Origin of the sequence: Vibrio sinaloensis (genome assembly GCF_000808535.1) — a bacterium.
GTDB classification, from domain to species: Bacteria; Pseudomonadota; Gammaproteobacteria; order Enterobacterales; family Vibrionaceae; genus Vibrio; species Vibrio sinaloensis_D.
On sequence record NZ_JWLV01000012.1, the window covers coordinates 271818 to 285448 of the forward strand.

General features: G+C 46.2%; 12 protein-coding genes and 2 tRNA genes. 4 read left to right on the plus strand and 10 right to left on the minus strand.

Annotated elements, in window-relative coordinates; all coding sequences use genetic code 11:
- Positions 1-9: 9 nt before the first annotated feature.
- Both RJ47_RS09975 and RJ47_RS09980 read left to right on the plus strand, forming a co-directional pair.
- Positions 10-1422 (plus strand): FAD-dependent oxidoreductase, encoded by a 1413-nt coding sequence (locus RJ47_RS09975; protein WP_039483560.1) that lies wholly within the window; start codon positions 10-12, stop codon positions 1420-1422.
- 104 nt (positions 1423-1526) lie between these two features.
- Positions 1527-1955 carry a DUF1499 domain-containing protein gene (locus RJ47_RS09980; RefSeq protein WP_039483564.1) on the plus strand — a complete coding sequence of 143 codons (429 nt, stop codon included), beginning with the start codon at positions 1527-1529 and terminating at the stop codon, positions 1953-1955.
- A gap of 65 nt (positions 1956-2020) precedes the next feature.
- Here RJ47_RS09980 and truB read toward each other — a convergent pair whose 3' ends face one another.
- The 10 genes from truB to ubiT all read right to left on the minus strand — a co-directional run bounded on the left by truB (position 2021) and on the right by ubiT (position 10256).
- The gene (gene truB, locus RJ47_RS09985) at positions 2021-2971 is read right to left on the minus strand and encodes a tRNA pseudouridine(55) synthase TruB (RefSeq protein ID WP_005472787.1); all 951 of its coding nucleotides are present in this window, start codon (positions 2969-2971) and stop codon (positions 2021-2023) included.
- Positions 2971-3378: a 30S ribosome-binding factor RbfA gene (gene rbfA, locus RJ47_RS09990; RefSeq protein WP_038139735.1), complete on the minus strand. Its 408-nt coding sequence runs from the start codon at positions 3376-3378 to the stop codon at positions 2971-2973. Before rbfA ends, truB begins: the two co-directional genes overlap by 1 nt.
- A gap of 114 nt (positions 3379-3492) precedes the next feature.
- Positions 3493-6180 carry a translation initiation factor IF-2 gene (infB, locus tag RJ47_RS09995; protein WP_038139736.1) on the minus strand — a complete coding sequence of 896 codons (2688 nt, stop codon included), beginning with the start codon at positions 6178-6180 and terminating at the stop codon, positions 3493-3495.
- A gap of 22 nt (positions 6181-6202) precedes the next feature.
- Positions 6203-7690, minus strand: coding sequence for a transcription termination factor NusA (nusA, locus tag RJ47_RS10000; protein ID WP_005472880.1), 1488 nt, complete (start codon positions 7688-7690; stop codon positions 6203-6205).
- Positions 7691-7714: 24 nt separating this feature from the next.
- Entirely contained in the window at positions 7715-8170 is a 456-nt protein-coding gene (gene rimP / locus RJ47_RS10005; RefSeq protein ID WP_005472901.1) for a ribosome maturation factor RimP, read from the minus strand.
- 211 nt (positions 8171-8381) lie between these two features.
- Positions 8382-8458: transfer RNA gene (locus RJ47_RS10010), tRNA-Met, on the minus strand.
- 56 nt (positions 8459-8514) lie between these two features.
- A tRNA-Leu gene (locus RJ47_RS10015) sits at positions 8515-8598 on the minus strand.
- A 31-nt stretch (positions 8599-8629) separates the two neighbouring features.
- Positions 8630-8962 carry a preprotein translocase subunit SecG gene (secG, locus tag RJ47_RS10020; RefSeq protein ID WP_005472784.1) on the minus strand — a complete coding sequence of 111 codons (333 nt, stop codon included), beginning with the start codon at positions 8960-8962 and terminating at the stop codon, positions 8630-8632.
- Positions 8963-9241: 279 nt separating this feature from the next.
- Complete coding sequence (locus tag RJ47_RS10025) at positions 9242-9745, minus strand: GNAT family N-acetyltransferase (protein ID WP_038139737.1); 504 nt, start codon at positions 9743-9745, stop codon at positions 9242-9244.
- The gene (ubiT, locus tag RJ47_RS10030) at positions 9729-10256 is read right to left on the minus strand and encodes a ubiquinone anaerobic biosynthesis accessory factor UbiT (RefSeq protein WP_039483567.1); all 528 of its coding nucleotides are present in this window, start codon (positions 10254-10256) and stop codon (positions 9729-9731) included. Before ubiT ends, RJ47_RS10025 begins: the two co-directional genes overlap by 17 nt.
- Positions 10257-10453: 197 nt before the next feature.
- On the opposite strand from ubiT, the gene RJ47_RS10035 reads away from it, so the two are divergent.
- Together RJ47_RS10035 and ubiU are read left to right on the plus strand one after the other, a co-directional pair.
- Positions 10454-12493, plus strand: coding sequence for an EAL domain-containing protein (locus RJ47_RS10035; RefSeq protein ID WP_039483618.1), 2040 nt, complete (start codon positions 10454-10456; stop codon positions 12491-12493).
- A 117-nt stretch (positions 12494-12610) separates the two neighbouring features.
- Entirely contained in the window at positions 12611-13624 is a 1014-nt protein-coding gene (ubiU, locus tag RJ47_RS10040) for a ubiquinone anaerobic biosynthesis protein UbiU (RefSeq protein ID WP_038215714.1), read from the plus strand.
- Positions 13625-13631 lie beyond the last annotated feature (7 nt).

Genomic DNA, 13631 nt, shown 5'->3' on the forward strand with positions numbered 1-13631 from the left:
GTATAGATCATGAGCCAGAACGTATACCAATTTATTGATGTTCAACGCGTCGACCCTGCGAAAAAGCCAATTAAGATTCGTAAAATAGAGTTTGTTGAAATCTACGAACCTTTTACCAAACAACAAGCAACGGCCCAAGCGGATCGCTGTCTAGATTGTGGTAACCCTTACTGTGAATGGAAGTGCCCAGTTCACAACTATATCCCTCAGTGGTTAAAGCTAGCCAATGAAGGTCGAATCATCGAAGCGGCAGAGCTTTCTCACCAAACCAACAGCCTACCTGAAGTCTGCGGACGAGTATGTCCACAAGACCGACTGTGTGAGGGCTCTTGTACGCTTAACGACGACTTTGGCGCTGTCACGATTGGGAATATTGAAAAATACATCACCGACAAAGCATTCGAGATGGGCTGGAAACCAGACATGTCGAAGGTTGAATGGACGGATAAAAAGGTCGCGATCATTGGTGCGGGTCCTGCTGGGTTAGCGGCTGCTGATATCCTTGTCCGCAATGGCGTTAAGCCCGTGGTGTTTGATCGCTATCCAGAGATCGGTGGCCTACTCACGTTTGGTATTCCATCATTCAAGCTCGAAAAAGGGGTGATGGAAAACCGCCGTAAAGTCTTTTCCGAAATGGGTGTCGAGTTCCGCCTTAATACTGAAGTCGGTCAAGATATCCAAATGCAGCAACTCATCGATGACTACGATGCGGTCTTCCTTGGCGTGGGAACCTATAAGAATATGCGCGCCGGCCTCGAAAACGAAGATGCACCGGGTGTCTACGACGCGCTTCCTTTCCTCATTTCCAATACCTATAAAGTGATGAATTTAGAGGACGACAAGCCATTCATTGATATGAAAGGTAAGAAAGTCGTAGTGCTTGGTGGTGGTGATACCGCTATGGACTGTGTTCGCACTTCTATTCGTCAAAATGCTGACCATGTCATCTGTGCTTATCGCCGTGACGAAGCCAATATGCCGGGCTCACGCCGTGAAGTAAAAAATGCCAAAGAGGAAGGGGTTAACTTCATGTTCAACCTTCAGCCTCTTGGTCTTGAACTGGATAGTTCAGGTAAGGTGTCAGGCGTGAAAGTGGTGAAAACGGCATTAGGTGAGCCTGATGAAGCGGGACGTCGTCGTCCGCAGCCAGTAGAAGGGAGCGAACACGTTCTTGAAGCAGATGCTGTCATCATGGCATTTGGCTTCCAACCTCATCAAATGAGTTGGTTAGAACCCTACGGCGTAGATCTTGATCAATGGGGGCGCATCAAAGCACCATCCGATCAAGAGTTTATGTTCCAAACGAGCAACAAAAAGATCTTTGCCGGTGGCGATGCCGTTCGCGGCTCTGATCTCGTCGTGACAGCTATCGATGAAGGCCGTAAAGCGGCAGAGGGAATCTTGGACTTCTTAGAGGTTTAAGAAACTCACAAAGCTCTATCAATATCACAAAAGGGTCCAATTGCTGGATCCTTTTTTCTTTCTCTACATATAATTAGCTCAAAATAAAAAAGTAGGAATTCAACATGAAGAAAGCCGCTCTCCTTTCCATTGCTATGTTGGGTTTAACCGCCTGTAGCCAAGGAGTTCAAACTATGACGGATCGCACTGCCTCACCTTGTGGTGATAAACCTAACTGCGTGTCAACGCAAGACAATCGCGAAAAGTATCAGCTGTCGCCATTTGTTATTACAAGCAACACTAGCATAGACTCAATTGAAGCTGCTGCACTACGACTCTCGGGCGCAAAAACTGCCGTCAAGGAAGATAACTATCTACGAATCGAATGCACTTCTAAGATCATGCGCTTTGTCGATGATTTAGAGTTAAGAATCGAAGACGATAGACTGCTCGTTCGATCTGAATCTCGCGTTGGATATTCAGACTTTGGCGTCAACCGTAAACGTGCTGAGCAGCTAAGAGAACTCCTAAAAGCGGAAAAACTGATCCAATAATCATAGGATTCAAAAAACAAAAAACCGAAGCACTGGGCTTCGGTTTTTCTTAGTTGGAAAGCAGATTACTGCTCAGCTTCTTCGCGAAAAACAACAAGACGCTTAGGAGCCACCTTGCCATCGTCATTCACTTCAGCAACGCCAATGAACAGTTTCTCTTCACCGGAAGTCATACGCAGGGGTGTCCCTTCTGGTGCACCAAACACTTGCACCGGCATACCATGCTGAACAAGGTTGGTTAGCTCAGCGTTTAGGTTTACCTCAGGTAAATCTTCAACCGCAGTATCCATTGGTAATAGCAGCGGATCTAGTAGCTCTTTCGGTGCCACTTCATCACGGTGTGCTTGCTCAAGTAATTCATTAAGTTGCTCAAGCGTCACCATTTTCTCGTAAGGGTATTTTGCAACTCCAGTACGACGAAGCATTGTCACGTGAGCACCACAGCCAAGCATCTCGCCAAGGTCATCAACGATAGTACGGATGTAAGTGCCTTTTGAACAGTGCACCTCCATCTCGACTTCATCGCCTTCAAAGCGATGCAGTACGATTTCGTACACCGTGATTTTGCGTGATTCACGCGGTACTTCGATGCCTTTTCGCGCATACTCATACAGCGGCTTACCCTGATACTTCAACGCTGAAAACATTGAAGGTACTTGATCAGACTCACCTCGGAACTTATCAATACATGCTTCCAGCTTTTCAAGGTTCACATCCACCGGGCGCGTTTCAACCACTTCACCATCAGAATCAGAGGTGTCGGTCCGCTCACCCAGCTTAGCGATCACTCGGTAACGCTTATCAGAGTCCAATAGGAACTGAGAGAACTTGGTTGCTTCACCAAGACAGATTGGCAGCATACCCGTCGCTAGGGGATCCAGAGCACCGGTATGACCTGCTTTCTCTGCAAAGTAAATGCGTTTTACTTTTTGCAGCGCATCATTAGATGAAATGCCTGTTGGCTTGTCCAAAAGAACAACGCCATTAATTGGACGACCTTTACGACGACGAGCCATTACTCTTCCCCTGCTTGATCGTCTTCGCGACCAGATTCTTGCTGCTTACGCTTATCTTCGCTCACGACTTCTGAAACTAGGTTCGACATACGCATACCTTCAACCAAGGTGTTGTCGTAGTGGAAACGAACTTCTGGTGTTAGGCGTAGACGAATGCGTTTGCCAAGCATCATGCGGATGTGAGCTTCATGCTCGCGAAGCGCTTCAAGGCAAGACTCAGGCGTTTGCTCACCCACACATAGGAAAGTAACAAACACTTTTGCATATGCAAGGTCACGTGACACTTCTACATCAGAAATTGTCACCATGCCTAGGCGAGAATCACGAACTTCACGCTGTAGGATCATCGCGAGTTCTTTTTGCAGCTGCTGAGAAACGCGCTGCGTACGGCTAAATTCTTTTGACATATCTTTTCTCTTATTAGAAAGAATGGGGGGATGGATTAATTCCAGCCCCCCATGGCGTATTCAACAACCAATTACTACTTATTCATCAAGGAGTAAGCCAGTAATGTTAGTCAATTAATCAAGAGTACGTTTAACTTCTACGATTTCGAATACTTCGATTTGGTCACCAACGCGAACATCATTGTAGTTCTTAACGCCGATACCACATTCGTAGCCGTTCTTAACTTCTTGAACATCATCTTTAAAGCGACGAAGTGACTCTAGTTCACCTTCATAGATAACAACGTTATCGCGTAGTACGCGGATTGGGTTGCTACGCTTGATGGTGCCTTCAGTAACCATACAACCTGCGATTGCGCCCAGCTTAGGTGACTTAAATACGTCACGAACTTCAGCAAGACCAATGATCTCTTGCTTGAATTCTGGAGCTAGCATACCGCCCATTGCTTGTTTAACTTCATCAATCAATTGGTAAATGATTGAGTAGTAACGTAGGTCTAGGTTTTCGTTCTCAACTGTACGACGTGCAGTTGCATCAGCACGAACGTTAAAGCCAAGGATGATAGCGTTAGACGCTGCTGCAAGTACTGCATCAGTTTCTGTAATACCACCAACACCAGAACCTACGATGTTCACTTTCACTTCATCAGTTGAAAGCTTAACTAGTGAGTCAGAGATCGCTTCGACAGAACCCTGTACGTCAGCTTTAAGAACCACGTTAAGCTCTGCAACTTCACCCGCAGCCATGTTAGAGAACATGTTTTCAAGTTTCGCTTTCTGCTGACGAGCCAGTTTCACTTCACGGAATTTACCTTGACGGTAGTTCGCTACTTCACGTGCTTTACGCTCATCACGTACCACTGTCGCTTCATCACCAGATGCTGGTACACCAGAAAGACCTAGGATCTCTACAGGAATTGATGGGCCAGCAGATGTCACTTCTTGACCGTTCTCATCGCGCATCGCACGAACACGGCCGTACTCTTGACCACAAAGAACGATGTCGCCTTTGTTTAGAGTACCTGACTGAACAAGTACTGTTGCAACTGGACCACGACCTTTGTCTAGACGAGATTCAACAACAACACCAGACGCCATGCCTTCTTCAACTGCAGTCAGTTCTAGAACTTCAGATTGTAGAAGGATAGTCTCTAGAAGACCGTCGATGTTTGTACCCTGTTTCGCAGAGATGTGAACGAACATGTTCTCACCGCCCCACTCCTCAGGAATAACGTCGTACTGAGCTAGCTCGTTCTTAACGTTATCTGGGTTCGCGTCTTCTTTATCGATCTTGTTGACAGCAACAATCAGAGGAACGCCTGCCGCTTTCGCGTGCTGGATCGCTTCGATTGTTTGTGGCATTACGCCATCGTCTGCTGCTACTACTAGAACAACGATATCTGTCGCTTGAGCACCACGTGCACGCATTGCTGTAAACGCAGCGTGTCCAGGAGTATCAAGGAAGGTAATCATGCCGTTGTCTGTTTCAACGTGGTATGCACCGATATGCTGCGTGATACCGCCCGCTTCACCTGAAGCAACGTGTGCTTTACGGATGTAGTCAAGGGTAGACGTTTTACCATGGTCAACGTGACCCATGATAGTTACAACAGGAGCACGAGGAACTGCTTCAGCGTTGTTGTCACGATCTGACAGTACCGCTTCTTCTAGTTCGTTCTCTTTACGAATGATAACCTTGTGACCCATTTCTTCAGCCACTAGCTGTGCTGTTTCTTGGTCAATCACTTGGTTGATAGTCGCCATTGCGCCCATCTTCATCATCACTTTGATAACTTCTGTAGCTTTAACAGACATTTTGCTCGCAAGCTCAGAAACAACAATGGTTTCACCGATAACAACATCCGCTTTCGCTACTGTCGCTGTCTTATCGAAACCTTGCTGCATTGAAGCAGGCTTAGCCAGTTTGCCTTTATTGCGGCCTTTGCCACCGCGCTGGTTACGACCACCGCGAGCTTGTTCGTCGTTGTTAGAAGCTTTTTTCTTCTTCTTACGACGGCCACCTTCTTCACGGCGGTCAGCCGCGTCTTCAGCTTCACGAGCGTAAGAAGAAGTTGTTACATGGTAGTCAGAGTTTTCCAACTCTTTCTTCTTCTTCTCTTCTTCAGTCCAGCGAGCTTCGTTCTCTTCAGCTAGTTTACGAGCTTCTTCAACAAGCTTCGCAGCTTCTTGTTCAGCTTTACGCTTCGCTTCTTCTTCCTGACGACGTTTTAGTTCATCAGCTTCTTGCTTCGCTTGCGTGTTCGCTTCCGCGTTCTTTGCATTCATGTCTTTCTTAGCCTTATCAGCTTGTGCGCGTTTGGCCTTCTCTTCAGCTTCACGTTTTGCGTCCGCTTCTCGCTTCGCTTTCTCTTCGGCCTCGCGTTGTGCTTTCTCTGCAGCTTCACGTTTCGCTTGCTCTTCAGCTTCACGTTTCGCAAGCTCTTCGGCTTCACGTTTGGCTGCTTCCTCAGCCTCACGTTTTGCTTCGTCTTCGATAGTGCTGCGCTTCACGTAAGTGCGCTTTTTACGCACTTCTACTTGAACATCCTTACTCTTACCGCCACCGGCATTAACGCTCAATGTGCTGCGAGTCTTACGCTGTAGTGTTAAGCGAGTAGGCTCAGTTTCACCAGAGGTGTCACCGTGCTCTTTCTTAAGGTGAGTCAAAAGTTTCTGCTTTTCTTCGTCAGAAACTTGATCACTACTCGCTTTCTTCATACCAGCGTCAGCAAGTTGTTCAATTAAGCGGTCCACTGGAGTTCCAATTTCTTCACTCAGTGCCTTAACAGTAATTTGTGTCATGCCGCTTCCTCCTTGCTGAATATTATGCGTCTTCGCCGAACCAACAGATGTTACGAGCAGCCATGATTAGCTCACCCGCACGTTCTTCAGTTAGGCCTTCGATACCTTCTAGGTCATCGATACCTTGGTCTGCTAGATCTTCTAGTGTTGCAACACCTTTAGCAGCCAGTTTAAATGCCATTTCACGCTCTAGGCCTTCTAGACCAAGTAGATCTTCTGCAGGCTCAACACCTTCGAAAGATTCTTCTTGAGCAAGAGCTAGAGTCGTTAGAGCATTCTTCGCACGATTACGTAGTTCTTCGACTAGGTCTTCATCAAGACCGTCAACTTCTAGTAGCTCATTTACAGGAACGTAAGCTACTTCTTCTAGAGTAGAGAAACCTTCTTCAACAAGCAGTTGAGCAAAGTCTTCTTCGATGTCTAGGTGCTTCATGAAAGCATCAATTGCAGCTTGAGATTCTTCAGCGTGTTTCTTCTGAAGATCCGCAACTGTCATTACGTTTAGTTCCCAACCAGTTAGTTGAGAGGCCAAACGTACGTTTTGGCCGTTACGACCGATAGCTTGCGCTAGGTTGTCCGCTTCAACTGCGATATCCATTGAATGCGCGTCTTCATCAACGATGATAGAAGCCACATCCGCAGGCGCCATTGCATTGATAACAAATTGCGCTGGGTTATCATCCCAAAGCACGATATCAATACGCTCACCGCCGAGTTCGCCAGAAACCGCTTGTACACGTGCACCACGCATACCAACACACGCACCAACAGGGTCGATACGCTTGTCATTCGTTTTAACTGCGATTTTCGCACGAGAACCAGGATCACGTGCCGCGCCCTTAAGTTCGATGATTTCTTCAGCAATTTCTGGAACTTCAACACGGAATAGTTCTGCAAGCATCTCTGGCTTAGAGCGAGTGATGAACAGCTGGAAACCACGTGCTTCTGGCGCTACTTTGTAAAGAAGACCGCGAACACGGTCGCCTGGACGGAAGTTTTCGCGAGGAAGTTGGTCGTCACGTAGGATAACCGCTTCAGCGTTGTTGCCTAGGTCAAGAACAACCGTCTCACGGTTTACTTTCTTAACCACGCCTGTCACTAGCTCACCTTCATTGTCGATGAACTGCTCTACGATTTGTGCGCGCTCTGCTTCACGTACTTTTTGTACGATGACTTGCTTAGCCGTTTGAGTTGTGATGCGGTCAAATGTCACTGACTCGATATCATCTTCAACAAAGTCACCCAATTGGATTTCTGCATCTTCGTATTGAGCAGCTTCCAGTGAGATTTCCTTTGTTGGGTTCTCAACTTCTTCTACTACCAACCAACGGCGGAACGTTTCGAACTCACCCGTTTTACGGTCGATTTCAACACGTACATCGATCTCGATTTCGTGCTTCTTTTTTGTAGATGTCGCAAGAGCAATTTCTAGGGCTTCAAAGATACGTTCACGAGGTACGGCTTTTTCGTTCGATACCGCTTCTACTACCGCTAAAATTTCTTTACTCATTTTAAATAGCCTCTAAGACTTTAATTAAAATTTAGGGATGAGGTTAGCTTTTGAGATGTTGCTAAGCGCAAACTCTTCTTCGTTACCATCAACAGTAACGGAGATTGTCTCACCATCGACAGAATGGATTACACCCTTCCACTTACGACGGTTGCCAACAGCCATTTTCAAAACGATGCTGACCTCGTGACCAATAAATTGTTCATAGTGAGCTGCTTTGAAAAGTGGTCTTTCTAAACCGGGAGAAGACACTTCAAGGTTGTAAGCCACCGTGATTGGATCTTCAACGTCCATAACTGCACTAACTTGACGACTCACTTCAGCACAATCTTCGACGTTAATGCCGTTCTCGTGATCGATGAAGATTCGCAACGTTGAATGCTCGCCTGCGCGAATAAATTCTAATCCAACTAACTCATAACCTGATGCCGCTACTGGAGCTTCAAGCATTTCAGTAAGTTGTCTTTCTAAACCAGTCATTTAAACCACTCCAGAAACAAAAAAAGGGCTCAGAGCCCAATTTAAATTCCAAGCAAAACACCAAATTTTCCCAATGGGAAAATTTAGATAACAAAAAACCCCGAAAAGTCGGGGTTTTTTGTTGCTGGACCCTGATAGTTAAACGATATCTATGCCGTCTAACTCGCAGTAATGATACTGCGCAAACTTGCCTAAATTCCACTTAAGAATTTGGTTGCGGGGGCCGGATTTGAACCGACGACCTTCGGGTTATGAGCCCGACGAGCTACCAAGCTGCTCCACCCCGCGTCCGACTTGTCGAGCATTATACGCTCTCCAAGGTGTTTTACAAGTTTGTAAATCAATGGTGCCGAGAGAGGGACTCGAACCCTCACACCTAAGGCACTAGCACCTCATGCTAGCGTGTCTACCAATTTCACCATCTCGGCAGCTAAATCTATCTAAAAGCTAGAAAGTAGCTTATTGAGGAATTTCATCGCCCTGTGGAGCGGGAATTTCACTCGCATCGTCAGCTTGTTGAATGATTTGACCTTGTGTCGGGTCAACCCATTGTGACTCAGTCTTATGTGTAGACATATTACCAAGCACCAAGCTAAGGATGAAAAATACTGTTGCAAAAATTGCAGTCATTCGGGTTAGGAAATTACCTGAGCCGCTTGCGCCAAACACTGTGTTTGATGCGCCTGCACCGAATGAGGCTCCCATATCTGCGCCTTTACCTTGTTGAATCAACACTAGGCCGATTACACCAACCGCTGCCAACAGGTAAATCACAAGTAGAACTGTAAACATTATTTCCACCTATGTTCCAAATTGTTGAGCCAGCGCCGCTCGAAAACTTTACTTTACAATACGGTTTTAGAACAAGGCTAGCGACCTCCTTTCCGAAGGCCGAGCAATACTAGCGAAACGCTATGGCGCTGACAAGAGATAATTTACAAAAAAACACACTAGACGCTTCAAGCGGTCAAAAAAAGGGCAAACTGCGACTTTTTTGTCAATCTAGGCGGTACTTTAGCCTCTCTATTACTTGGGTAACACACTCTTAATTTACAGAGGCTTGCTAGAAAACTAGAGAGTATCGAACTCTGAGCTGTACTCAACTAGACCGCTTCGTCCAGAAAACTCATCCTCGGCAAGCGTTTTTACCTGAAATGCACCAGCAGGCACTTCCCACTTACAATGCATATTATGCTGCTCTGCCGAGACAAAGCCAAAACGGGAGTAATAAGCTGGATCACCAAGTACGACACAAGCAGGGTAGCCGAGTTCAAATAGAGAGGCGAAACCTTCTTCAATAAGCTGTGCCGCAATGCCTTGGCCTCGGAACTCTTCTTTTACCGCTAAAGGTGCCAAACCTTGCCAGTTAAAATCCTCACCATTTAAAGTGACAGGGCTAAACAATAGGTAACCGACCACTTCCCCTTCATCTGTTGACGCTACAAGAGATAACGAACGGCGACCGTTCTCACGGAGCTTCATCACTAGGTTTGCTTCTGCTTCGGTATCGAATGCAGATTTTAATAATCGGTCTACGGCTAAGATGTCAGCCGGTGCTTCAGTTCGAATAAGCATTTACTACCTCACTTTGTGTCGACGGCGATTGTAAGCCTTTCTGCACAAAGTCGGCTAGTTGATTTAGTAAACTTTGTAACGGTTTTGGTAAAGATTGTAAATCGACACTGTCCATCAGGTTCTTTACTTCTAAACCCAACTCAGTATCGCCTTCAATTGACAAACGACGCTGGAAAAACAGAGTATCAGGATCTTCTTTGCGACCGGCAATTAACACCAAGTCGTTCAGATTACCGCAAAACGCAACGTCCTCTTGGACTGGCTTATCAGCCACAACAAGGCGTTCACCCTCATAGCTGATATACCAACTTAACTGCATATCCTTCACTTCGACTTTCAACCACTTATCTTCTAGAAACTCGAAGTCGCCATCTTCCAATGCTTCTTTGAAAACAGTTTTAAGCCCTTCTAATAAGGCTTTTTTTTGTACAGATTGCGGCAATAAGTGGACTGGAGATCGCAAAATTGATGCGGCGTTTTGAACTAGTTGGGTGCGAATCTTGTTAATCACGCGAGTTATCCGTTAACTTGTTTACTTGAATAGCCCATCATAGTGGATGTGCAAATCTAGATTCCTGTTATTTGTCAAAGAATCAGCGTTAACAGCTAACTCTTTAATATCACTTCAATGCCAGTTATATTAATAGAGTCGACCCATCCACTAACCTAATGGATCCACCGCTCTTAGGGAATATCGGTAACAGCTTGATGCTATCGCAACAACTTCAGCATTGGTTCACGAAAATTACGGATAACAGTCCGTTTTTTTTCGCCATTCTAGATAACCAGCATAACTATGCATTGGTTAACGGACGCTATTGTGATATCGCAGGCCTCAGCCCTCAAGAACTGGTAGGAATGAACGACTCGCAAATCTTAGGCGAGCAATTTTACGAACTCCTCAAACCGTACTACGAAAGAACATTCAGTGGCGAAGCGCTAGAAGCTGAAATTACCCTCGGCGGAAATGATTTAGAAACCAGCCTGCATTTTAGTCTCTCCCCAATTAAAGCTGAAAACGGTGTTGAACATGTTATTTTTCACGCCATCGATACATCAGAAAAACACATTCTGATTCGTTCACTTGAAGAGTCTGAAGGCAAGTTTTCAACGCTGACTTCCCTACTTCCTGATGGTTTGTTGCTTGTTGAAGACGACTGCATTATTTCCGCTAACCCAGCAGCCATTCGCCTGTTAGGCTTTGAATCTACAAGTAATTTGCTTGGAGAAACGTTTTCAAGGCTATTTGTTGACGAAAAAACCAAAACCGTTTTTTCTGACAACCTTAGTTCGACTCTGGGTGAAGCTCCATTAATGTGCTTGACGGGGCCACGATGTGGTTTCGAGCGTCGAGTCCAACTCAATGCAGACTCCACCACACTTCTAGGTAGCAATTCGCAACTGGTATTAATTCAAGATGCCGAGGCCGCGCCCAAGCTGTTATCAAACGCGGGGCAAGAAGATGCACACATTGACTCTTTAACAGGGCTATATAACCGTTTTGGCTTTACCAAGCGACTGGAGCAATTGATTCAAAACGATACCCCGTTAATCATGCTCTACTTGGACATTGATAACTTTAAGAATATTAACGACTCTTTGGGTCATCATATTGGCGACAAAGTGATCAAAGAAGTCTCTTCTCGTCTTAAGCGCCTTTTACCCCAGCAAGCGGTTTTAGGGCATTTAGGAGGCGACGAGTTTGGCTTGATTCTTCCTGAGCCAGAAAACAATCGTATGGCAGAAATGCTGTCAGAGCGTATCATTTCATTGATAAATCAACCGTTTGATCTCCACCACTTTAGTAAACGCCTCGCTTGCTCTATCGGTAGTGTGGCGTACCCTGGCGATGGCAACGACGCTCGAATTCTGTTGCAAAATGCAGATACGGCGATGTACGAAGCCAAAGATCGTGGTCGTAACCGATTGATCAAATTCAATGATCAAATGAACAAAGAAGCACGCATGCGCCTTTGGCTGGAAATAGAGCTACAAAAAGCGTTGCAGCAGAACGGTTTGGAAGTTTGGTATCAACCTAAAGTCAATGCACGGGACTTCAGCATTAACGGCGCAGAAGCTCTGATTCGCTGGAAGCATCCAGTGGAAGGCTACATTAGCCCAGCCGCGTTTATTCCTGTGGCAGAGCGCGCGGGCCTGATCGAGCACTTAGGACGCGTTGTCATGCGTGATGTGTTCAGTACCGTGAAACGTTGGAAACTCCAAGGTATTCTGCCAGGGCGTGTGGCAATTAACCTTTCTCCGGAGCAATTTGGTAACCCGAAATTGATCGACTACATGGAAAAGCTGCTGCGAACGACAGAGCTAGATCCAAGTTGCATTACCTTTGAGCTCACCGAAAGTGCCGTGATGAGTGACAGTGACCATACACTACAAATGCTCAATGCCATCAAAAAACTCGGTTTTTCTCTGTCGATTGATGACTTTGGAACGGGTTACTCGTCTCTCTCTTATTTGGCACGTTTCCCACTTGATGAGCTCAAAATAGACCGCGCCTTTATCACCGATATTGATACCTTACCGAAGCAAGTCACCGTTATCGAAAACATCATTAACCTCGGTAAGTCACTCAATTTAACCGTGGTTGCTGAAGGTGTAGAGACTCAACAGCAAGCGACGTTGTTATCCAATTTGAACTGTAACTCAATTCAAGGCTTCCATTTCCATCGACCGCAACCGAAACAAGAAGTAGAAGAGCTATTTGCTCAAAATCGCCGCCACAAAAACTAACTCCAAGTGAGTAATTGGGTGAGAAACTCACTCAAACCTGCCTTACATCAAATTTGCTATTCATAATTCTTCATAAAATGCTCACCAAATTTCGAACAATCAGTCTTGGTAAGAGCAATGGAACTCCTATGCCCAGCAGGTAATCTTCCTGCACTAAAAACGGCCATTGATTGTGGCGCTGACGCGGTGTACATCGGCTTTAAAGATGATACCAACGCCCGCCACTTTGCAGGGTTGAACTTCACCGGAAAGAAACTGGAAAAAGCCGTTCAGTACGTTCACGACCACAACAAGAAGATCCATGTTGCTCTCAACACGTTTGCGCATCCAGATGGCTTTGAGCGTTGGACTGATGCGGTCGACCGCGCCGCCGACAACGGAGTAGATGCGCTTATCGTGGCAGACATTGCGGTACTGGATTACGCAGCTCGCAAGCACCCTGATTTAGAACTGCACCTATCCGTTCAAGCATCAGCAACCAATATCGCCGCTATCGACTTCTACAAGAGCAACTTCAATGTTAAGCGCGTCGTCTTGCCACGCGTTCTTTCTATCCATCAGGTAAAACAGCTATCACGCAATATTACGAGTGATGTCGAGTTAGAAGTTTTCGCTTTTGGTAGTTTGTGCATTATGTCTGAGGGGCGCTGTTACCTCTCTTCTTACATGACAGGCGAATCACCAAACACGGTAGGCGCGTGTTCTCCGGCTAAATATGTTCGCTGGCAAGAAACCGAGCAAGGCCTAGAGTCGCGCCTAAACGACATTCTTATCGACCGCTACAGCGAAGGTGAAAATGCAGGGTATCCCACATTGTGTAAAGGGCGATTCACAGCCGACCTAGAAGAGCAGACAAAGGCTTACCATGCGTTGGAAGAGCCTACCAGCTTAAATACTTTGTCAATGCTGCCTGATTTGTTTGCTGCCAACGTCGCCTCAGTCAAAATTGAAGGTCGTCAGCGAAGCCCTGCCTATGTCGAACAGGTGACTCGCACATGGCGTGCTGCCATTGATCGCTATCTAGCCAACCCGGAAAGCTATCAAGTTGAAGCCGCTTGGAATGCGACATTAGCAAACGTATCCGAAGGTACCCAAACCACCTTGGGTGCGTATCATCGTAAATGGCAATAGAGGGAAG